This window comes from Synechococcus sp. CCAP 1479/9 (assembly GCF_019038535.1).
In the GTDB taxonomy this organism is placed as follows: domain Bacteria; phylum Cyanobacteriota; class Cyanobacteriia; order PCC-6307; family Cyanobiaceae; genus Cyanobium.
The window spans coordinates 455,723-477,552 of the sequence record NZ_JAFKRK010000016.1 but is presented as its reverse complement, the minus strand read 5'-3'; the positions used below and the strand labels follow the sequence as shown (position 1 = coordinate 477,552).

Annotated in this window: 17 protein-coding genes; 11 read left to right on the top strand and 6 right to left on the bottom strand. The window is 70.6% G+C overall.

The features are described from left to right. Positions 1 to 94 precede the first annotated feature (94 nt). Positions 95 to 1,828, top strand: a complete 1,734-nt coding sequence (locus tag KUG38_RS06615) for a ShlB/FhaC/HecB family hemolysin secretion/activation protein (RefSeq protein ID WP_216920022.1) — start codon at positions 95 to 97, stop codon at positions 1,826 to 1,828. Between the two features lie 17 nt (positions 1,829 to 1,845). On the opposite strand, the gene alaS is transcribed toward KUG38_RS06615, so the two are convergent. From alaS to KUG38_RS06600, 3 genes are all read right to left on the bottom strand, one after another. Next, a complete protein-coding gene (alaS, locus tag KUG38_RS06610) occupies positions 1,846 to 4,527 on the bottom strand; it encodes an alanine--tRNA ligase (RefSeq protein ID WP_216920020.1) in 2,682 nt (893 codons plus the stop codon). A gap of 74 nt (positions 4,528 to 4,601) precedes the next feature. Further along, the gene (glsA, locus tag KUG38_RS06605; RefSeq protein WP_216920018.1) at positions 4,602 to 6,455 is read right to left on the bottom strand and encodes a glutaminase A; all 1,854 of its coding nucleotides are present in this window, start codon (positions 6,453 to 6,455) and stop codon (positions 4,602 to 4,604) included. Then, a complete protein-coding gene (locus KUG38_RS06600) occupies positions 6,448 to 8,190 on the bottom strand; it encodes an HD family phosphohydrolase (protein WP_216920016.1) in 1,743 nt (580 codons plus the stop codon). Before KUG38_RS06600 ends, glsA begins: the two co-directional genes overlap by 8 nt. 149 nt (positions 8,191 to 8,339) lie before the next feature. Between KUG38_RS06600 and KUG38_RS06595 the strand changes: the two genes are divergently transcribed. From KUG38_RS06595 to KUG38_RS06585, 3 genes are all read left to right on the top strand, one after another. Then, positions 8,340 to 8,477, top strand: a complete 138-nt coding sequence (locus KUG38_RS06595) for a hypothetical protein (RefSeq protein ID WP_216920014.1) — start codon at positions 8,340 to 8,342, stop codon at positions 8,475 to 8,477. A 70-nt stretch (positions 8,478 to 8,547) separates the two neighbouring features. Further along, on the top strand, positions 8,548 to 8,997 hold the full coding sequence (locus KUG38_RS06590; protein ID WP_216920012.1) for a hypothetical protein: 450 nt from the start codon (positions 8,548 to 8,550) through the stop codon (positions 8,995 to 8,997). Next, positions 8,994 to 12,092 (top strand): DEAD/DEAH box helicase, encoded by a 3,099-nt coding sequence (locus KUG38_RS06585; protein ID WP_216920009.1) that lies wholly within the window; start codon positions 8,994 to 8,996, stop codon positions 12,090 to 12,092. Before KUG38_RS06590 ends, KUG38_RS06585 begins: the two co-directional genes overlap by 4 nt. Positions 12,093 to 12,117: 25 nt before the next feature. Here KUG38_RS06585 and KUG38_RS06580 read toward each other — a convergent pair whose 3' ends face one another. Next, entirely contained in the window at positions 12,118 to 13,278 is a 1,161-nt protein-coding gene (locus tag KUG38_RS06580; RefSeq protein WP_353617736.1) for a fatty acid desaturase family protein, read from the bottom strand. Between the two features lie 70 nt (positions 13,279 to 13,348). Here KUG38_RS06580 and KUG38_RS06575 point away from each other — a divergent pair, with 70 nt between their 5' ends. The 5 genes from KUG38_RS06575 (at position 13,349) to KUG38_RS06555 (ending at position 17,379) form a co-directional block, all read left to right on the top strand. Next, positions 13,349 to 14,215 (top strand): SWIM zinc finger family protein, encoded by an 867-nt coding sequence (locus tag KUG38_RS06575; protein ID WP_190610291.1) that lies wholly within the window; start codon positions 13,349 to 13,351, stop codon positions 14,213 to 14,215. A 188-nt stretch (positions 14,216 to 14,403) separates the two neighbouring features. Next, complete coding sequence (locus KUG38_RS06570; RefSeq protein WP_216920005.1) at positions 14,404 to 15,270, top strand: DUF1194 domain-containing protein; 867 nt, start codon at positions 14,404 to 14,406, stop codon at positions 15,268 to 15,270. A gap of 105 nt (positions 15,271 to 15,375) precedes the next feature. After that, positions 15,376 to 16,254, top strand: coding sequence for a hypothetical protein (locus KUG38_RS06565; RefSeq protein ID WP_216920004.1), 879 nt, complete (start codon positions 15,376 to 15,378; stop codon positions 16,252 to 16,254). A 37-nt stretch (positions 16,255 to 16,291) separates the two neighbouring features. After that, positions 16,292 to 16,786: an MEKHLA domain-containing protein gene (locus KUG38_RS06560; RefSeq protein WP_286195666.1), complete on the top strand. Its 495-nt coding sequence runs from the start codon at positions 16,292 to 16,294 to the stop codon at positions 16,784 to 16,786. Between the two features lie 137 nt (positions 16,787 to 16,923). Continuing rightward, entirely contained in the window at positions 16,924 to 17,379 is a 456-nt protein-coding gene (locus KUG38_RS06555; protein ID WP_216920002.1) for an Hsp20/alpha crystallin family protein, read from the top strand. A gap of 5 nt (positions 17,380 to 17,384) precedes the next feature. Here KUG38_RS06555 and KUG38_RS17130 read toward each other — a convergent pair whose 3' ends face one another. Next, a complete protein-coding gene (locus KUG38_RS17130) occupies positions 17,385 to 17,750 on the bottom strand; it encodes a PilZ domain-containing protein (RefSeq protein WP_216920000.1) in 366 nt (121 codons plus the stop codon). Positions 17,751 to 17,898: 148 nt separating this feature from the next. Here KUG38_RS17130 and KUG38_RS06545 point away from each other — a divergent pair, with 148 nt between their 5' ends. Beyond that, a complete protein-coding gene (locus KUG38_RS06545; RefSeq protein WP_286195665.1) occupies positions 17,899 to 19,686 on the top strand; it encodes a diflavin flavoprotein in 1,788 nt (595 codons plus the stop codon). Next, the gene (locus tag KUG38_RS06540) at positions 19,686 to 21,503 is read left to right on the top strand and encodes a diflavin flavoprotein (protein ID WP_216919998.1); all 1,818 of its coding nucleotides are present in this window, start codon (positions 19,686 to 19,688) and stop codon (positions 21,501 to 21,503) included. Before KUG38_RS06545 ends, KUG38_RS06540 begins: the two co-directional genes overlap by 1 nt. 28 nt (positions 21,504 to 21,531) lie before the next feature. On the opposite strand, the gene KUG38_RS06535 is transcribed toward KUG38_RS06540, so the two are convergent. Then, positions 21,532 to 21,765: a hypothetical protein gene (locus KUG38_RS06535; RefSeq protein WP_353617310.1), complete on the bottom strand. Its 234-nt coding sequence runs from the start codon at positions 21,763 to 21,765 to the stop codon at positions 21,532 to 21,534. Between the last annotated feature and the right edge of the window lie 65 nt (positions 21,766 to 21,830).

Sequence of the window (21,830 nt, the reverse complement as noted above, 5' to 3'; positions counted from 1 at the left end):
TCATTCACGCCTCAGGTGTTAGTCCGCCTGATCTCATCAACACCTCAGCAAGCTACCAGCCTCTCTTTCTGAGCGGGAATTCGGCCCACCCTGCATGCTCCTCCTTCTCGCCCAGCTGGTGGCTCCGCCCCTGCAGGATGGCCCGATCCGCCTTCCGGGCCCGCCCAGCCAGCTGGAACGGCCCTCTCCCGCCCAGCCCCAGCCGGCCCCTCCGGTCGACGTCCGCCCCCTGGAGACTCCCGCCCCCCAGCCCGACGGCGGCGGAGCCCCGCCAGCCGGCGCTGGCCCCGCCGCCCCGGAACCGGCCCCCCAGCTCCCCACCTCCCTGGCACCGGCCCCCCTGCCGGAGATCCGCGGGCTGACGCTTTACACCCCCGAGCAGGTGCGCACGATCCTGGCCGAATGCAGCCGGATCATCGATCCCCAGGAGCGGCTCAAGGCCTGCGCCGTGGCCCTGAGCACCCGGCTCGTCTTCGACGGGTACGTCAGCAGCCGGGTCTATGTGGGGAGCGACCCGGCGCCGGGGTATCTCGATGTGGTGGAAGGCCGTGTGGTCGGCATCCAGGTCTCCGGCAGCGATCCCTGGCTGAACCGTCGCGTCGGCCGGCTGCTGCGCCCCCTGCGGGGCCAGATCCTGCGGCTGTCGACGGTGGAGCTGCAGCTGCAGCTGCTCAAACGGCAGCCGGGAATCGAGAGCGTGCGGGGCACCCTGGCCCGGCTGGGCAGCGACCCCTCCGAAGGGGTGTTCCGCGTTGCCGTGGAGCCCTCCCGGGAGCCCTGGCAGGGGGATCTGTCCCTGCGCAACGACGGGAACAGCGGCTCGGGGGAGTTCCGCGCCGTGGCCACGCTGCTGAAGCCGAGCCTGCTGCGGCGCGGGGACACCCTGCTGGTCTACGGCGAGCTCGATGCCACCGACACCCCCGAGCTGGGCGCCGCCATCGCCTCCCTCAGCTACACCTACCCCTTCAGCGACAACCTCAGCCTCACCGGCGGCATCGGCTTCAGCCGCCGCAACCTGGTGGAACTGCCGGCCCCCGCCGACGGGTTCTCCACGAACCAGTACCAGGCCCTGGCCCAGTTCGAGTGGGTGTTCCGCGAATCCCTCAGCCAGCGCTGGAGTCTCTTCGCCGGCTACAGCAACAGCCGCAGCAACATCTACGAGCAGGGCAGCGCCCTGCCGGTCTCGGTGCCCGCCAGCGTCCGCGCCCCCGCCGGCGGCTACCTGCGGCTGGGCGTCAACGGCAGCGGCGCCGGCCGCCACAGCAGCTGGAGCGGCAGCGCCTACCTGCTGCAGGGGGTCGCCGCGGCGACCCCGACCGTCCAGCGCCAGGAACTGGCCGAAGCGGGCATCGTGGCGGGCCGGGCCACCGCCATCGGCGGCTTCCTCTCCGCCTCCTGGACGGTCTCCCCCCGCTGGCAGGTCAACCTGCGGACCGCCGCCCAGCTGGCCTTTGCCCCGCTGACCTCCTCGATGCAGTTCACCCTCGGCTCCGATGTGGGGCTGCGCGGGCTGCCCGGCCAGCTGATCAGCGGCGACAGCGGCTGGCTGGCCAGCACCGAAGCGGTCTGGACCTTCTGGGACAGCAAGACCAGTGCTCTCCAGCTCGTCCCCTTCATCGGGGCCGGCGGCATCCGCACGAACTTCAGCGGTGGCAGCTTCGGCGACACGGTGGGCTCCGGCGGCCTGCTGCTGCGCTGGCTGGCCAGCAACCACTGGTCGGTGGAGCTGGGCTGGGCCGTGCCCTTCTCCACCACCGACAACCTGGGCCCCTGGAACGACTGGCTCCTGGGCCAGGGGCTCTACACCCGGGTGAACTACCGCTTCTGAGCCTCAGCCAGCAAGTTTCAGCCGCCAGCCAGCTGGGCAGCCAGCAGCCGACGGGCCTCCACCAGCGCCCCATCGAGGGCGGCGCCGTCCCGTCCCCCCGCCTGGGCCAGCTGGGGCCTACCGCCGCCACCGCCGCCGCAAAGCTTGGCGATGCCGCCGATGAAGGCCCCCGCCTTGGCCCCGGCGGCCACCACCGCGGAGCCGAAGGCCGCCACCAGGATCACCTTGCCCAGATCGGCCGGGTCCGGCAGGCCGCCGAGCACCACCGCCGCCCCCTCCCCGAGCTGCTGCTGCAGGCGTTGGGCCGCCTCCTGGAGGCCGGCGCCGTCGACGCCATCGAGGCGCTCCACCAGCAGCCGATGGGAACCGAGCGCTTCGGCCCGCTCCGCCAGGGCGCTGGCCTTGGCCGCCGCCAGGGCCCCCCGCGCCGCCGCCAGTTCCTTGAGGCTGGCCCGCAGCTCCTCTCCCTGGAGGGCCACCCGCTCGAGGATATCGCCGGGCTGGGCCTTGAAGCGGTCGGCCAGCTCGCGCACCACCCGGTCGCGCTCCCGCAGGTAAGGGAGCAGGGCGGGACCCGCCACGGCCTCGATGCGGCGGATGCCCGCCGCCACCCCCGTCTCGGCGACGATCCGGAACAGGCCGATCTCGGCGGTGTTGGCCACGTGGGTGCCGCCGCAGAGCTCCATCGAGACACCGGGCACGTCCACCACCCGCACCACCTCGCCGTACTTCTCACCGAACATGGCCACGGCCCCGGCGGCCCGGGCCCGCTCCAGGGCCATCTCCGCCACCTCCAGGGGGTGGGCCTCGGCGATCCAGCCGTTGACCAGGTCCTCGATCTGCTCCAGTTCGGCCGGGGTCAGGGCCCGGGGGCAGTGGAAGTCGAAGCGCAGCCGGTCGAAATCGACCAGGGAGCCCGCCTGGGAGACGCCGTCATCGACGACCTGCTTCAGGGCCGCCTGCAGCAGGTGGGTGGCGGTGTGGTGGGCCTGGGCGCGGCGGCGGCAGCTGCGATCCACCCGGGCCTGCACCACATCGCCCACCGCCAGACGGCCGCGCTCGATCCGTCCGCTGTGGACGAACACGCTGCGGTTGCGGCTCACCGCCTCGATGGCCACGATCAGGCCTCCCCCGACCCCGGCGGCCCCCTCCCCGGCCAGCAGCACGCCCCGGTCGCCCACCTGGCCGCCCGATTCGCCGTAGAAGGGGGTGCTGTCGAGCACGATCTGCACCGCATCGCCGGCGGCGGCGGCGGTGGCCGGCTCCCCGTTCACCACCAGGGCCAGCACGCAGGCCGCCTGGTCGAGGGCCCCATAGCCACGGAAGTCGGTGGGCTCGAGGGCGCCGGCCACCTGCTCGATCGCCCCCTGGAGGGTGAGGTCGATGCTCACGGCCGCCGCCTTGGCCCGCTGGCGCTGGCGCTCCATGGCCGCCTCGAAGCCGTCCAGATCCACCGTCAGGCCGTGCTCCTCGGCGATCTCCGCGGTGAGCTCCAGCGGGAAGCCGTAGGTGTCGTAGAGCTCGAAGGCCGCGTCGCCGCTGATGCGCTCCGGCCGGGCGGCGAGCACCTCGGCCAGCAGCTTCTCGCCCCGCTCCAGGGTGTCCAGGAAGCGGGCCTCCTCCCGCACCAGCTCGGCCAGGATCACCTCGCGGCGCTCCGGCAGCTGGGGATGGGCCGGGGCCATCAGGGCGATCGCCGCCTCCCCCATGACCGCCAGGAAGGGACGGTCGATGCCCAGCAGCCGGCCGTGGCGCACCACCCGGCGCAGCAGGCGGCGCAGCACGTAACCCCGGCCCAGGTTGGAGGCGGTGACGCCGTCGGCGATCAGCTGGGTGATGGCCCGGCTGTGGTCGCCGATCACCTTGAGGGAGGTCTGGGCGCGGGGGTCGAGGGCGCGGTAATCGACCCCTGCCAGCGCGGCGGCGGCTTCCACCAGCGGATAGATGAGGTCGGTCTCGTAGTTGTTCGGAACCTGCTGCAGAATCTGGGCCATGCGCTCCAGACCCATGCCGGTGTCGATGCTGCGCCGGGCCAGGGGCGTGAGGGTGCCTGCCGCGTCGCGGTTGTACTGCATGAACACCAGGTTGTAGAACTCGATGAAGCGGCTGTCGTCCTCCAGGTCGATGCCGTCGTCGCCCCGTTCCGGGTGGAAGTCGTAGTAGATCTCCGAGCAGGGGCCGCAGGGGCCGGTGGGGCCGGAAGCCCAGAAGTTGTCGGCCTCGTCCATGCGGATGATCCGCTTCGGGTCCACCCCCACGGCGTCACGCCAGATGGCGGCGGCCTCGTCGTCCTCCCGGAAGACGCTGACCACCAGGTTGGCCGGATCGAGGCCGAAGACTTCGGTGGTGAGTTCCCAGGCCCAGGCGATCGCCTCCTCCTTGAAGTAGTCGCCGAAGGAGAAGTTCCCCAGCATCTCGAAGAAGGTGTGGTGCCGGGCCGTGCGGCCCACGTTCTCGATGTCGTTGGTGCGGATGCACTTCTGACTGCTGGTGGCCCGGGGAGCCGGTGGCGGCGCCTGGCCAAGGAACACCGGCTTGAAGGGCAGCATGCCGGCGATGGTGAGCAGCACCGTCGGGTCGTCGGGCACCAGGGAGGCGCTGGCCATCCGCCGGTGCCCCTGCCGTTCGTAGAACGCGAGGAAGGCCTCCCGGATCTCGGCTCCGCTGCGGGGCCTGGGGCGGGTGGGATCGGCAGCCATCACGACAACGCAGGGAGAGGTGCTGGGACAGGCATGATCGCCCAGCGCGGGGGCCCGGGGTCGCTCCGCCGGCCTCAGTAGTGCTCCATCAGCGTCAGCTGGACGCTCGTCTGGCTGAGCTTGGCGCCGATGTCGCAGGTGAGCGCCTTTAGCAGGGCGATCACCACGTCGGGATGGCTGGCGCAGAGGTCATCGAAAGCGTTGCGGTGCAGCACCCAGCACTCGCCGGGGCGGGTGGCGATGATGTCGGCGGTGCGCGGCGTCTGGGCCACGAAGCCGATCTCGCCGAAGCAGAGCCCGGGGCCGAAGGTGGCCAGCCGGGTGGAATGGCTGAGTCCATCGCCGGTCTTGATGTCGAGGGCGATGTCGAAGGAGCCGGTCCGCACCAGGAACAGCTCGTCGCCGGGATCCCCCCGGCGGATCACGAAATCCCCCGCCATGAACGATCGCCTCACCAGGCGCTCCGCCAGGATCCGCCGGTGGTCCGCCCCCAGGGCGGCCAGGACACCCTGATCCGCCAGGTCATCGTCGGCGCTGTTGTCCCCGTCGGCCGCGGGGGCGTACCAGGTGAGCAGCAGCTCCTCGGCGGCCTCGAGGGCCGAATCCAGGTGCTCGTAGGCATCGATCCGTTCGGTGATGGCCCAGCCGGCCCTGGACACCAGGGGCAGCCGGCCGGCCCGCGACAGGAGGATCTCCACCCCCTGATCCTCCAGGGAACAGAGCTGGCGGTCCAGCAGCCCCGAGGACTCCATCGGACACTCGGTCACGTGGGCCAGATCGAGGATCAGGATGCGCACGTCGCCGCTGAGCCGCACCAGCTCGGCGGCCAGCTGCTCGATGCCGCCGAAATCGAGCACCCCCTGCACGTGAATGATGCGCACCTCGTCCCGGTGGGGGGCCAGGATCTCCAGCTCCCGCTCACTGCGCCAGCGGCGCGATTTGCGCTGGGAGCCCTGGTAGGAGCGGCGGATCGTGGCATCGACCTGGTAGTACTGATTGAACAGGCTCAGTCCCACCCCCACCGACAGCTGGCGGCAGACAGCCACCCCCCGGACGCTGTTGCCGAAACCGTCGAGGGGCGGTGAATAGGTGGCGATGCCGAGCCGTCCCGGGATCACCGCCATGACGCCGCCGGCGACGCCGCTCTTGGCCGGGATGCCGACGTCATGGAGCCACTGCCCGGCGAAGTCGTACATGCCGCAGGTGCCCATCAGGGCCAGCACCCGCACGGTGATGTCATAGGAGAGGGGCTGGCCGCCGGTGAAGGGATTGCGGCCCTGGCAGGCCAGGGTGGCGGCCATCACGGCCAGGTCGCGGCAGGTGACGGAGATGGCGCACTGGCGGAAATAGAGGTCGAGGGCCGGCTCCGGATCCGATTCGATGATGTTGAAGTTGCGCAGCAGGTGGCCGATGGCGCGGTTGCGGTGGCCCGTCTCCTTCTCCGAGCGGTAGACGGCCTCGTTGATCGTCAGGGGCCGGCCGGCCAGCTCGGCGAAATACTCCAGCAGCAGGTCGACGGCCCCGCCGGGGTGGGCGTCACAGATCTGGGCGGAGGCGGCGATCGCCCCGGCGTTGATCATCGGGTTGCGCGGCTTGCCGGAGTCCGGATCCAGGCTGATGGCGTTGAAGGCTTCCCCGGAGGGCTCCACGTCAATCTTGCTGGCCATGACGTCGAAGGAGAGCATCTTCAGCGCCAGGGCGTAGATGAACGGCTTGGAGATCGACTGGATCGTGAACTCCTTCCTGGTGTCGCCGATCTCGTAGATCCTCCCGCCCGACGTGGCGATGACGATGCCGAAGTCGTCGGGGCAGGCCTTGGCCAGCTCGGGGATGTAATCGGCCACCCGCCCCTCCCGGACCCCGGCAAAGGAGGCGTGAAGCTCGCCCAGCAGCTCCTGGATGACGTTGGAATGGGGCTGGTCAGGCATGGGGCCCCAGCAGGGCGTCCAGATCCACCGGATCGATCTGGTCGGCGGCCATGAATCGCTCCGCATAGGTGAGGTACACGCCGGATCGCAGGAAGAGCGCGAACAGGTCCGCGTCGATGCGGCCGCGATCCCGCAGACCGGCCAGGATCGCCAGGGACTGGGACAGGGGCATGCCCCGCTTGTAGGGCCGATCGGCGGCGGTCAGGGCCTCGAAGATGTCGGCGATGGCCAGGATCCGGGCCGGGATCGACAACTGCTCCGCCCCCAGGCCCCGAGGGTAGCCGCGGCCGTCGAGGGTCTCGTGATGCCCCCCCGCGATCTCCGCGACGCGGGCCAGGGAGGGGGGGAACGTCATGCTCTCCAGCATCACGATCGTGTGGATCATGTGCTCGCGGATCTTGTAGATCTCCTCGGGGGTGAGGGTGCCCCTGGCCACCGAGAGGTTGTAGAGCTCGCCGCGGTTGTAGAGCAGCTCCGGCACCGCCAGGTTGAACCCCCAGCGGGCCTCCGGCACCTCCTCAGGCGGCCGGGGGATGCGCTGGTGGGGGGCGTCGCTGAGCAGGGACTCCCGGGCGGGCAGGGGCGGCGGCGGCCCGCTGTACCGGGTCTGCTCCTCCCAGCCCAGGCCGATCCGGTCATCGAAATGGCGCCACCAGGTGCGCTCCGCCAGCCGCCGGAGCTGGGCGAGATCCTCCGGATCGGTGCCTTCGCTGCCCAGGTTGCAGCGGGCCACGCAGGCGAAATCCTGCTGCAGCTCCTGCTCCAGCCGGGCGTACTCCCGCTCCAGGGCGTCCGGATCGCCGCCCGCCAGCAGACCCTCGAGCATGGCGATGCGTCCATCCCGGAGCAGCACCTCGAAGCGGGTGCGGATCTCGTGCAGCCGGTTGGCGGGGGCGTCCAGCTTGGTGGCCTTCTCCACCACCGCCTCGGGGGTGACGATCTTGCCGCAGTCGTGCAGCCAGGCCGCCGTGCGGAACTCCCGGCGCTCCGCCTCCCCCTTGAAGCGGAAGGGGGCCAGCGGTCCGTCCTGGGTGGCCTCCGCCGCTTCCGCCAGCAGCAGCGCCAGCTCCGGCACCCGGGAGCAGTGGCGGCCGGTGTGGGAACTGCGGGCATCGATCGCTCCGGCCAGCAGGGCAATCATCGAATCGATCTGCCGCTGCTGCCCCTCCAGGGCCTGGGTGCGCTCGACACAGACCGCCGCCAGGGCGGCCAGGGCCTCGATCAGCTGCTGGTCGCCGGCGTCGTAGGGGCGCACCAGCGAGGCGGCCGTTTCAGGGGTGAGCAGCGAGGAGGACTCCCGCTTCCTGTTGATCAGCTGCATCACCCCCACCACCTCCCCGGCCATGGTCCGCAGCGGCACCACCAGCATCGACACCGCCCGGTAGCCCATGCGGCGATCCAGTTCGGCGTCGAAGTGGTAGGGGCGGTCGGCGGGAATCGCGTAGACGTCGGGCAGGTTGAGCGCCTCGCCGTGCAGGGCCGTCCAGCCCACCAGTCGCTCGGGGGTGATCGGGAAGCGCACATCCAGCAGGCTGGCGTCGATGCCGGTCCCCCCTGCGGCCAGGGAGCTGTTCTGGAAGGCGGTGAACCAGAGCTGCTTCTCCCCTTTCCCCTCCTCCACCAGGTAGATGCTGCCGGCGTCGCTGAGGGTGAGATCCCTGGAGCTGGAAAGGATCTGCCGCAACAGGGCCGGCAGGTTGACCGCACCGCTGATGGCGGTTGCGATCTGCAGCATCTCCGGCAGCGCGCGCCGTGCCTGGTGGGCATCGGAGGCGTGCGGTGGCGGATGGGCGGCGCTCAAGGGGGTGGCCAACCGTGGTGGGGGTCCCTTCCCTGCCCGGCAGCAGTGAAGCGTGACTGGAATCAGGGAAACACCGGAAAGCCGTGACGGCAACAACGGCCTGCGGCCGTGGCCCAGTGGCCGTGCTGGAGAGACGTTCTGTTGAGCTGCTGGAGCAGTGTTCTGATGTGCTGCTGGAGCAGTGCTCTGATGTGCTGCTGGAGCAGCGGTGGACTGGCTGACCCGTAGCACTGGCCAGAGCCAATGAATAATGTAAGCCTGCCGGTGGCCAGGCATGATCGGGCCATCGCCATGGCCTTGCCGTTGACCCAGGCGTCCGACGATTCCCGTGCCCGTCTGCGGCTGCAGTCCCTGTCGTGGGCGCTGCTGGGCGGGTTCGCCGCCGCCCTGATCGGCCTGCCGGCCGGCCTGGAGAGTGGGCTGCGGTCGGCGGGCTGCGGCTTCTTCTACGGCCTGCTGGCCTTTCACCTCCAGCGCGTCGATCCGGATGACGACCACCTGGCCGCCGGCCTGGTGGGGGCGGTCTGCGGCATCCGCAGCCTCGGAGGCCCCGTGCCGATCTCCGCCCTGGTCCTGCCGGTCCCGGAGATCCAGTCCCTCCTGCACCAGCCCCTGGCCCGCGGCGCGGTCGGCGCGATCCTTGAGCTGCTGCGCGGCTGGTTGCCGCTCTGGCTTCCCCTGATCGGCAGCGCCTTGCTGCTGCAGGCCGCCCAGCGCCTCCTGCCTGCCCTGCGGCCATGAGCCTGCTCCATGCCACCTGGCTGTTTCCGCCGGAAGGGGCCGGCGGCCGGCTGCTGCTCTGGGCCGACACCTGGAGGGTCGCCACTCCGGTAGCGCCGCTGCGCACCGTTCCCGACCATCCCCTGTCCCTCAGCGTCGACGATCTGGGCGCCTGGCTGGATGACCATGGCCTCTGGTCGGAGGCCTTCCGGCCGGCGGAGGCCCAGCTCACCCTGCCCAGCCGCAGCCAGGGGGCCCGCGGTCGCCGCAAGGCGGCCAGCGAGGGTCTGGCGGCTTGGAGCGGTCTGCCGCTGCAGGCGGGCGAGCCGATCCCGAAGGAGGTGCAGTGGTGGCCCTGGCGGGTGGAGGGGCTGGCCCTCGATCCGGCGGGGGCGGGCGAATGGCTCGCCGGGCTGCCCCTCTCCGGCGACGACCCCGGCCTGGCCGATGACCTGCGCTGGTGGAGCCATCTGGAGCGCTGGGCCCTGAGCCTGATCGCCCGCGGCCGCTGGCTGCCCCAGGTGGAGGAGGACCGGGCCCGCTGGCTGCCCCTGCTCAACCGGGAAGGGGACCGGCGCCGGCTGGAGGAACTGGCCATCCGGCTGCCCCAGGTGGCCACCTGCGCCATGGCCCCCGGAGCGCCGGGGGAGGGGGGGCTGGCCTGCCGCCGACCCGGCAGCGGCCGGCTGCGGGTGGCCAGCCTGCTGGAGGCGTTGCTCGACGGCCAGCTGCGCGCCGGCTTCCGCCCCCCCGCCGAGGGCCTCGATCCCCTGCTGGGGGCCTGGCAGAAGGCCCTCGGCCCCGGCCCCGGTCGGCTCGAACTGGACGAGGAGGAACGGGAACGGCTGGCGGTGGCCACCCAGCACTGGCGCGAAGCGGTGGCGGGGCGGGTGGCACCGGCCCGGGCCTGCCTGGAGCTGTTCACCCCCGAGGAGGGCGAGGAGCTCTGGGAGCTGCGCTTCTCCCTGCAGGCGGAGGCCGATCCAAGCCTGCGGGTGCCGGCACGCACGGTCTGGAATGCGGGCGACGGCCGGCTCCAGCTTGGGGAGGTGGATGTGGCCGAGCCGGGCCAGCTGCTGCTGGAAGGGCTGGGCCGGGCCCTGCAGGTGTTCGAGCCGATCGGGCGGGGCCTCGATGCGGCGGCCCCGGAAACCATGCAGCTCACCCCGGCCGAGGCCTTCGTGCTGGTGCGCACCGCCGCCGTCCAGTTGCGCGACGTGGGGGTGGGCGTGGTGCTGCCGGCCAGCCTCAGCGGCGGGCTGGCCAGCCGGCTGGGACTCGCGATCGAGGCCGAGCTGCCGGACCGTTCCCGCGGCTTCTCCCTGGGGGAAAGCCTCGAGTGGAAGTGGGAGCTGATGATCGGCGGGGTCACGCTCACCCTCAAGGACCTGGAGCGTCTCTCCACCAAGCGCAGTCCGCTGGTGCAGCACAAGGGGGCCTGGATCGAGCTGCGGCCCAGCGATCACAAGAACGCCACCCGCTTCTGCGCCGCCGATCCCGTCCTCAGCCTCGACGATGCCCTGCGGCTGACGGCCAGCGACGGCGACACCCTGATGCGGCTGCCGGTGCATCGCTTCATCCCGGGGCCCCGGCTGAGCGCCGTCCTGGAGCAGTACCACCAGCAGAAGGCCCCCGATCCCCTGCCGGCTCCAGAGGGCTTCGCCGGCCAGCTGCGGCCCTACCAGGAGCGGGGCCTGGGCTGGCTGGCCTTCCTGCACCGCTTCGACCAGGGGGCCTGCCTGGCGGACGACATGGGCCTGGGCAAGACGGTGCAGCTGCTCGCGTTCCTGCAGCACCTCAAGGTGGAGCAGGAACTGAAGCGACCTGTCCTGCTGGTGGCCCCCACCTCGGTGCTCACCAACTGGAAGCGGGAGGCGGCAGGCTTCACTCCGGACCTGGAGGTGCGGGAGCACTACGGACCCCGCCGGCCCTCCACCCCCGAAAAGCTGGCCAAGGCCCTGGACGGGGTGGATCTGGTGCTCACCAGCTATGGACTGCTGCAGCGCGACAGCGAACTGCTGGAGAGCATCGACTGGCAGGGCGTCGTGATCGACGAAGCCCAGGCGATCAAGAACCCGGCGGCCAAGCAGAGCCAGGCGGCCCGCGACCTGGGCCGTCCGGGCAAGCAGGGCCGCTTCCGCATCGCCCTCACCGGCACCCCGGTCGAGAACCGGGTGAGCGAGCTGTGGGCCCTGATGGACTTCCTCAATCCGCGGGTGCTGGGGGAGGAGGGCTTCTTCCGCCAGCGCTACCGGCTGCCGATCGAGCGCTACGGCGACATGAGTTCCCTGCGGGATCTCAAGGCCCGGGTCGGGCCGTTCATCCTGCGGCGGCTCAAGACCGACCGCTCGATCATCTCCGACCTGCCGGAGAAGGTGGAGCTGCGCGAATGGGTGGGCCTGTCGGCGGAGCAGACGAAGCTCTACCGCAAGACCGTGGACGAGAGCCTCGATGCCATCGCCCGCGCCCCCCTGGGCCAGCGCCACGGCCAGGTGCTCGCCCTGCTCACCCGGCTCAAGCAGATCTGCAACCACCCGGCCCTGGCCCTCAAGGAGAGCGGAGTCGACAGCGGCTTCGCCGCCCGCAGCGCCAAGGTGCTGCGGCTGGAGGAGATCCTCGAGGAGGTGATCGAGGCGGGCGACCGGGCCCTGCTGTTCACCCAGTTCGCCGAATGGGGCCACCTGCTCAAGGTCTACCTGGAGCAGCGCTGGCGCCAGGACGTGCCCTTCCTGCACGGCGGCAGCAGCAAGACGGACCGCCAGGCGATGGTGGACCGCTTCCAGGAGGATCCCCGCGGCCCCCAGCTGTTCCTGCTCTCACTCAAGGCCGGGGGTGTGGGCCTCAACCTCACCCGGGCCAGCCACGTGTTCCACATCGACCGCTGGTGGAACCCCGCCGTGGAGAACCAGGCCACCGACCGGGCCTACCGGATCGGCCAGACCAACCGGGTGCTGGTGCACAAGTTCATCACCAGCGGTTCGGTGGAGGAGAAGATCGACCGCATGATCGAGGAGAAATCCAGGCTGGCCGCCGACATCGTCGGCAGCGGTGAGGAATGGCTGGGTGGCTTCGACGTGGGCCAGCTGCGCGACCTGGTGGCCCTGGAGGAGGGCTGAGGAGCGGGCGACCTGGCGTGGGGCCTCAGCGGCGGGCCAGGGTGACGTCGGAGGCTTGGGCGACGCCCGCACGCTCCCCGATCACCGGCAGCAGCAACGGCAGGGCCGGCTCGGCAGGGGGCTGGCCCATGCGCCGCAGCCAGCGGTAGTGGGAGGCCACACCGGCCAGGAAGGACGGGTGGGTGCGAAAGGGAACCTGGCAGTCGCGACAGGTCTGCTCGACGATGGCGGAGATCTGCGGGTAGTGAACGTGGCAGATCTGGGGGAACAGGTGATGTTCCACCTGAAAGTTCAGGCCCCCCAGCAGCCAGCTCAGCAGGCCGTTGGAGCGGCTGAAGTCGACGGTGGTGGCTGCCTGATGGCCCGCCCAGGGCCCCATGGCCGGGCTGGCGGGGTCAGCCATGGGGAAATCGGCCTCCTCCACGCAGTGGGCCAGCTGGAACACCACGCTCAGCACCACGCCCTGCACCATCGCCGTCACCAGGTAGCAGCCGATCACCGCACCGACGGGATGGAACTGAAGGGGGATGACGAACGCCAGGGAGAAGAAGATCGCCTTGCCGGCCAGGAACACCACCCAGTCGGCGGGGCCGAGGCGGGGCAGGGAATGGTCGCCGCGGCCACGGCCGGCCAGATCGGCGAAGTCATCGAAGAACTGCCACTTGATGGGCAGCATCCCGTAGAGGGGCCAGAGGTAGAGGTGCTGCCAGCGGTGCCACCAGCGATGGGGCTGATGGGGAGACAGCCGACCGATCAGGCCGAGGTTGATGTCGTCGTCGTGGCCGGAGATGTTGGTGAAGGTGTGGTGCAGCCCGTTGTGCTTGTGGGCCCAGATCAGGGAGCTGCCCCCCAGCAGATCGAGGGTCATGGCGGCGGCCCGGTTGATCCAGCGGTGGCGGGAGTAGGCGCCGTGGCCGCCGTCGTGCTGGATGTTGAAGCCGATGGCGGCGATCGCCAGGCCCAGAACGGCGGACAGGGCGATCGCCCCCGGGGTGTTGCCGACGCGGAAGACCAGCAGCCCATAGGTGAGGACGAACCAGGCCAGGATCACGGCCGATTTGAGCACCATGGCCGGGGCATCGCGCCGCTCCTGCCCGGTGGCCTCGAAGTGATCCTGAACCCTTGCCCTGAGAAGACTTTGAAAACCGTCGCCGGCGCCGAACGTGATGCGATTCAAGGACTCCACGCCCTGCGTCGGGACAACCTAGGCCAGTGGGTCCGACAGGCGGCAGGATGGGCCCCGTGAGGCCGGCGGCATGACCAGCTCCTTCCCCGGCGCCTCCGGCGCCATCACCACGCAACTGGGCCAGCAGGGCCTGGGGCAGCAGCCCTGGTGGGTGGAGCAGTGGATGGAGCTGATCCACTCCTATCGGTTCAAGAAGCGCCTGGAGCGCGCCTGGACCTATGCCCGGGAAGGCAACGTCGTCTCGATCCGCTTCGAGGGGCGCCGGGTCCATGCCCGGGTACAGGGCACCGACCCGGACCCCTACAAAGTGAAGCTCTGGCTCGACGTGCTCAACGACGAGGACTGGGGCTACGTGCTGGAGGCCCTGAGCCAGAAGGCCCGCTGGTCGGCCCAGCTCCTGGCCGGGATCATGCCCGCCGACATCGAGAGGGCCTTCGCCGCCAGCGGCAAGCGCCTGTTCCCGTTCAAGCTCCAGGAGGTGCGCAGCGAGTGCAGCTGCCCCGACAAGGCCAACCCCTGCAAGCACATCAGCGCCGTCTACTACCTGATGGGGGACCGCTTCAGCGAGGACCCCTTCGTGCTGTTCCAGCTGCGGGGCCGCACCCGCAGCCAGCTGCTGGGTGACCTGGCCAAGCGCCGCCGGGAGGGGGTGGCCGCCCCCCTGGAGCACGCCCCCCATCCGATCCATCCCGCCATCGCCGACCCGGCCCGCTGGTGGCGCTACGACGCCCCCCTCGACCCCGACCTGGTGGTGATCACGCCGGCCATGGAGGGGGAATCCGGCCTCGATGGCGCCGGTCCCCTGCCCCTGGCGGAGGAGCCCCGCTTCCCGGAGGCCAACCGGCTCTTCCTCGACCGACTCAAGGCCCACGGGACGGCCATGGCCCAGCAGGCGATGGTGCGGGCGATGGCCACCGGCAACGACAGCGAAGGCTGAGTGGCGGGCCCGGCGGAGGGAGTCGGTTAATGCTGTGTTAAGTTTGTGGCTATTGGGTGAAAGATCTATCACCCACTGCTAAGTTTCGGGCGTTGGTCGCTCACCTCCCAGGAGGCCCTGTGCACTGCCTGCGTTAAGGCAGGCTCCGGTCATCCGGAGCACCACACCGTCCCCCCATCCCATCCGCCATGAGATCCACCCTCAAGCCCCTGCTCCGAGGAGGAGCGGCCGCTGCGGCTGTCGCCATCACGCTGCTGGGCGGTGCCCAGCAGGCCCAAGCCGCCACCAACGTCTTCCAGGAACTGTTCCTGTCGCTGGATGTCTCCGGCAGCATCAGCAACTCCGACTTCACCCTCTACAAGCAGGGCTACGTCAACGCGTTCCAGAACGCCACGGTGCAGCAGAAGATCGCCGACACCTTCTCCAAGGGCGGCATCGCCATCGCCGTGGGTCAGTGGAGCACCACGGCCTTCAGCCCTCCGGTGATCGACTGGCGCCACATCACCTCGCTGACCGGCCCCGGCACCAACTCCCTGGCCAGCTTCATCACGGCCCTCAACGCCATGCCTCGCCAGGGCTCTAGCACCACTTGCGTGGATTGCGGCATGGCGGCCGCGGTCACTGAGATCGACACCAACGATTTCGTCACCACCCGTGCCAACGGCCGCGTGATCGACATCTCCACCGATGGAGTCGGGAACACGACCGCCGGTAGCTGCGGCACCGTGAGCCAGTGCGCCCAGGCCCAGCGGGCCAGCGCCGTCGCCAAGGGCATCATCATCAACGGCCTGGGCGTCGGCGCCGGTGCCAGCGGCTTCCTGACGGCCAACGTGGTGACCCCCGCCAATGGCGCCACCAACGCCGGCTTCGTTGAGACCGCCGCCGATTTCGCCGCCTTCGAAACGGCGATCACCAACAAGCTGATCCGCGAAGTGGGTCCCGGTCCCGGCGATTCGGTGCCCGGCCCCCTGCCCGTTCTGGGCGCCGCCGCCGCCTTCGGGTTCTCCCGCAAGCTGCGCCGTCGCATCAACACCGCCAACCTCCATCAGGCCTGATCCGCTCCGGCCGGCAGATCACCCAGCCCGGCCCCGTGCCGGGCTTTTTTTTCGGTGCCCCTGGCCATCGGCACCCCATCGCTCCACCTGAGCCCTTTCCTTCCCATGAGCCCCCACGCCGACCCCCAGCCCACGGCCGATCGCCATCCCGAGCCCCACCCCCGCGCGGGCGCGGAGCGGGCCTTCAGCGAGAACTATGGCGAGGAGGTCGCCATGGCCCTCCACTGGGGGGCGATCCTGCTGGTCGTTCTGTTCCTGGTGGGGATCCTCAGCTCAGCCTGGCCGGTGCGCCTGATCGATCCCCTCTGGCTTCAGTCGGTGGGTGACAAGCTGCTCGCCTCGGGCCCCATCGCCATGGTCGGCGCGATCCTGCTGCTGCTCGCCCGGCTCATCGATCCCGCCTCGACGACGATCCAGGGCCGGGTGGTGCTGATGCGGCGTCTCAGCTTCTGGATCGCCTTTGGCTTCCTGCTGCTGATCCCCCTGCAGGTCTACAGCGGCATCAACCTGCTGCGGCAGTTCAGGGCCAACGACACCCGGGAGCTGAACGCCTATATCGCCACCACCAGGGCGATCGAAAGCGCCCGCTCCTACGACGACATCCTCCGGGCCATGCGGCTGCTGCCCGGCCAGGCCCCCAACCTTCCCCCCTCCATCGACCTGCCCCTAGAAGCGGTCAAAACCAGGCTCAGCAACGACCTCAACCCCTTCATCAAGCGCTACCAGAACAGCGCCGATGCCATGGGCATGAGGCGGCTCAACGACTGGTTCGTGCAGCTGGCCAGGAACGTCCTGGCTGCCGTGCTGCTCTTCTGCTGCTTCGCCGCGATCGGCAAGCGATTCGCCGCCCAGCCCACCCTGCTCCAGAACGTGCTCTCCGGCCGGCTGCTCTCCTCCTTTGCAAGCCGGCGGCATCAGGCCCCGCCGGAGCTGGACGCGGCCATGCGGATGATGATGCCCGACGAGCACGAGCCCCGCCGCTGAGGCCTGAGCCATCCCTCCGCCGGAACCACCCCCCTGGTTGGGCCAGGACGCCATTGCCACCGCCGGGCGCCTGATCGAGGGCCACCGGCTGGCCTTCGGCCGGCCGCTGCTCGCCGGCGTTTCGGGCGGCCTCTCGCCCCTGCAGGCGGCGCAGGAACTGTTCGTGGCCGCCACCGTCGTGCTGGCCCACGACGGTGGCCCCGATCCCCGGCTGATCTACGCCAACCGGGCCGCCCTGGTGCTGTGGCGCCGCCCCTGGGGCGCCATGGTGGGCCTGCCCTCGCGGCTCACGGCGGAGCCGGCCGAGCGGCAGAGCCGGGCCCTCGCCCTGGAGCGGGCCCGGCTCTGCCAGGCCCTCGAGGGTTACGGCGGCATCCGCATCGACAGCGGCGGGCGCCGCTTCCGGATCGAGAACGCCCGGCTGTGGACCCTGCGGGACCGGGGCGGCCAGCCCTGCGGCCAGGCGGCCGCCTTCGGCTGCTGGTGGTGGCTGGAGCCACCCCGTTCCGGTTCTCCGCCCCCGCTGGCGTAGGGGCCGAACCCGGTCCGGGGGACCGAACCTGCCGCGTCGGTTCTCCCCCTCGAAGTCCACAGGCAAGGCGGGCACATTGATCGGACGGGTGGTTCCTCACCCGACCATCCACGACGCACCCTTCGGACGCACCAACCATGCGCACGCTTCACCCCTCCCCCTTCGATCTGTTCGACCGGCTGGAGCAACAGCTGCAGACGGCCGAGCGTGTTCCCGCCGCCGAGATCCACGAAACCGAGGACAGCTACACCATTGCCCTCGAGCTGCCCGGCGTCGACCGCGCCTCCATCGACGTGAAGGCCACGGACCGCTCCCTGATCATCAGTGCCGAGCGCCGCGGCCAGGCGCCGGCCACCCCCACCGCAGCAGCCGCCACGCCTGAGGCCGGCCATGGCGAGGCCCCGACCGCGGAAGGACGCCGCCGCGCCCCGCTGCTGAGCGAGTTCCGCTATGGCACCTGGAGCCGCAGCTTCCGCTTCCCCGGCGGCATCCAGCGCGACGCCCTCGAAGCCCACTACCGCGATGGGCTGCTGACGGTGACGGCCCCCAAGGCCCAGTCGGTGACCACCGTCAGCGTGAAGGTGGCCGACTGAGGCCCTCAGGCCTCGAGGCGCTCGGCGGAATCGAGGGAGAGGCCGATGACCGAGATGTAGCTGGTGGCTTCCATCCACCGGATGGTGCCCCTGAGGTCGTAGGTCTCTCCCTCCCCATCCCCCACCACCACGCTGCAGGGCTGGCCGACGGCGGGATGGTGACCAGCCTCGATGGCGATCCTCAGACCATCGGCACTCAGGTCAAGCACCTCGGCGAACACGCCTTCGGAGGGTCCCATCGATGCGAGATGGAGGCGGGCCGTGGCCAGGCCGGTCGGAGGCTTGTACCGGTCGGAGCGCGAGGCTTCCTCCAGGCGCTTCTCGAGGCGCCGAAAGGCCTCCCGAAACCGTTCCAGGTCTCCGGTGGCCACCTATCGACTCGCGCTCGGGCTGTTCGTCACCATTCTCCAAGGTTCTTCGGGATACCAGGGTTTTTAGGGATACCCGCGATTGGTCTAACAGACCGAAAACCAACCTGCCCTGCCTACAGTCACAAGTCTGCGGAAGGAGTCTGACCCCATGAGCAGCAGCACCGCCAGCGCCCCGAGCACCCTGCCGTCACCGCCGGGGGCGGCGACCTCCCGGCTCAGCCTGCAGTGCGAGCCGATCGCCGCCGACACCACGGCGATCCGCTCCCTTGACTGGGACCGCAGCCGCTTCGACATCGAGTTCGGCCTGCGCAACGGCACCACCTACAACGCCTTCCTGGTGCGCGGCGAGCGCACCGCCCTGGTCGACACCAGCCACGCCAAGTTTCGCGACACCTGGATTCCCCTGCTGGAGGGTCTGATCGACCCCACCGCGATCGATCACCTGGTCGTCTCCCACACCGAGCCGGACCATTCCGGCCTGATCGGCGATCTGATCGATCGCCACCCGGACATCGAGATCGTCGGCTCCAAGGTGGCGATCCAGTTCCTCCAGGACCAGGTGCACCGGCCCTTCCGCAGCCGGGCGGTCAAGAGCGGCGATGAGCTCGACCTGGGCGTCCATCCCGACAGCGGTGTGGCCCATCGCTTCAGCTTCCTCAGTGCCCCCAACCTGCACTGGCCCGACACGATCTTCTCCTTCGACCACGGCACCGGCATCCTCTACACCTGTGATGCCTTCGGCCTCCACTACTGCTCCGACGACCTCTTCGATGTCGACCCCGGCGCCATCGCGCCGGACTTCCGCTTCTACTACGACTGCCTGATGGCGCCCAACGCCCGCAGCGTGCTGCAGGCGCTCAAGCGGATGGAGGGGCTGCCGGAGATCAACACGATCGCCGTGGGCCACGGGCCCCTGCTGCGGGAGCACCTGCCCCTCTGGGTCGGGGATTACCGCGACTGGAGCGGCCAACGCAGCGCCGGCGAGGCCTATGCGGCCGTCTGCTATCTCAGCCAGTACGGCTTCTGCGACCGGCTCAGCCAGGCCATCGCCCGGGGCGTGGGCAAGGCCTCCGGCCAGGTGCAGCTCGTCGACCTGCGCGGCACCGATCCCCAGGAACTCGCCGCCCTGATCGGTGAGGCCAGCGCCGTGGTGGTTCCCACCTGGCCCGCCTCCCCCGACGCCGACCTGCAGACGGCCATCGGCACCCTGCTGGCGGCCCTCCATCCCAAGCAGTGGGTGGGCTGCTACGACGCCTTCGGCGGCAACGACGAACCGATCGACACCCTGGCGGGCCAGCTGCGCAACCTGGGGCAGAAATGGGCGTTCGAGCCCCTGCGCATCCGCCAGGTTCCCGGCGGCGCCGACTACCAGCGCTGCGAGGAGGCCGGCACCGACCTGGGCCAGCTGCTCACCAAGGAGAAGACCATCGCCGCCATGAAGGCCATCGACGGCGACCTGGACAAGGCCCTCGGCCGCCTCAGCGGCGGCCTCTACATCGTCACGGCCCGCCAGGACGACGAGGCCGGCAGCCGCAGCGGCGCCATGGTGGCCAGCTGGGTGAGCCAGGCGAGCTTCGATCCGCCGGGGCTCACGGTGGCGGTGGCCAAGGACCGGGCCATCGAGGCCCTGATGCAGGTGGACGACCGCTTCGTGCTCAACATCCTGCGGGATGACAACCACCAGCCCCTGCTGCGCCACTTCCTGCGCCGCTTCCCGCCGGGGGCCGACCGCTTCGCCGGCGTCAACGTGCTCGAAGGCGTGGCCGCCGGCGGCCCCGTCCTCGGGGATGCCCTGGCCTACCTGGGCTGCCGGGTGACCCAGCGCATGGAAGGCCCGGATCACTGGATCATCTATGCGGTGGTGGAAGAGGGCAATGTGGCTGACACCACCGCCGCCACGGCCGTGCATCACCGCAAAGTGGGCAACCACTACTGATGACCACCTCCCCATCCGCGTCCGATCGGCGCGTCATCACCCTGCCGGTCGAACCCGGCCTGCTCTGCCTGCGCGGCCTCAGCCCGCGCCGCCTGCGTTTCGAAGTCGAATACGGCCTCGAGCGGGGCACCACCGCCAACAGCTTCCTGTTCCAGCAGGGCGCCTCCGGCGGCGCCCCGGTGCTGGTCCATCCGCCGGGGGCCTCCTTCGCCGCCCCCTTCCTGGAGCAGCTGGCCCTGCTGGTGCCGGCCGACGCGCCCCTCAAGGTGGTGGTCGGCCACGTCAACCCCAACCGCGTCGCCCTGCTGAAGCAGCTGGCGACGGGCTGGCCGGCCACGGTGCTGGTGGCCTCCAACCCCGGCGCCCAGGTGCTCACCGAACTCTGGGAGCAGCAGCGGCCCGGCCCAGGGGGTGAGGCCGCTGCCCCAGTCGGCCCGGTGCCCCTGCCGACGATCGAGGTGGTGAAGCAGGAGACCAGCCGCACCCTCGCCGACGGCCATGTCCTGACCCTGCTGCCCACCCCCACCCCCCGCTGGCCCGGCGGCCTGATCGCCTTCGAGGCCACCACCGGGCTGCTGATGAGCGGCAAGTTCTTCGCCGCCCACCTCTGCACCGAGGACTTCGCCGAGGCGAACCGGACCAGCACCGAGGAGGACCGCCGCTATTACTTCGACTGCCTGATGGCGCCGATGGCCCGCCAGGTGGAGACGGTGGTCGACCGGCTGGACGAACTGCCGATCCGCACGATCGCGCCGGGCCACGGCCCGGCCATCGCCCAGAGCTGGCGCAGCCTGCTGGCCGACTACCGCCGCTGGGGGGAGAGCCAGGAGAAGGCCAGCCTGTCGGTGGCCCTGCTGTACGCGAGCGCCTACGGCAACACCGCCGCCATCGCCGACGCCCTCTCCCAGGGGGTGGCCCGCAGCGGCGTGCGTGTCGAGAGCATCAACTGCGAATTCGCGCCTTCCGAGCAGCTGCTGGAGGCGATTCACTCCTGCGACGCCCTGCTGATCGGCTCACCCACCCTTGGCGGCCATGCCCCCACGCCGATCGTCTCGGCCCTCGGCACCGTGCTGGCCGAAGGCGACCGGGCCAAGCCGGTGGGGGTGTTCGGCAGTTTCGGCTGGAGCGGCGAAGCCATCGACCTGCTCGAAGCCAAGCTCCGTGACGGCGGCTTCCAGTTCGCCTTCGATCCGATCCGGGTGAAGTTCAGCCCGGATCTGGCCACCCTGCGCACCCTGGAGGAAACCGGCACCGCCCTGGGCCGCCGCCTGCGCCAGCAGCATCGCCAGGCCCAGCGGCGCAGCACCGGCGGCGGTCTCAGCGAGAGCCGCACCAACCCGGCGATCCAGGCCCTCGGCCGGGTGGTGGGGTCCCTGTGCGTGGTGCTGACCCGCAAGGGGGACGGCGCCGACGCCATCGGTGGGGCCATGGTGGCCAGCTGGGTCAGCCAGGCCAGCTTCAGCCCCCCCGGCTTCACCGTGGCCGTGGCCAAGGACCGGGCGATCGAGAGCCTGCTGCACGTGGGGGACGCCTTCTCCCTCAACGTGCTGGCGTCCGGGCGCGAAAGCGGCCCGATGAAGCGGTTCCTGCAGCCGTTCCCCCCCGGGGCCGACCGGCTGGCCGGACTGGAGCTGGAGACCAGCCCCGACGGCCAGCCCCTGCTACCGGAGGCGCTGGCCTGGCTGGAGGCCCGGGTGAGCCAGCGGATGGAATGCGGCGACCACTGGCTGCTCTACGCCGAGGCCCTCAGCGGCGACCTGCTGGATGCGGCCGCCACGACGGCCGTGCACCAGCGCCGCAGCGGCGCCAGCTACTGAGCCTGGCCGTGACCCTGGAAGGGTGGGCCTAGGCCGCGTGGGGCGGTGTGGGGGACCCGCCGCCGCCCGCCTGGAAGGGCAGGACGAGGGTGGCCCAGTGGTCGGGCCGCTCGGGACGGCTGCGCCGGGCCCGGCGCACCCCGAAGGGCACCCGCACCACGTTGGTGCCATCCACCCGCTGGCTGGCTTCCGGCAGATCCGGGGAAAGGATCCCCGTGCCCGGCTCACCGCCTGAACTGTCGTTGCCGTTCATGAACCCCATGACAATGAAAGGCGGTTGCCATCGCCGCTAAGGGATGGCACAGCAATGATGCGCCATCCCGGGGG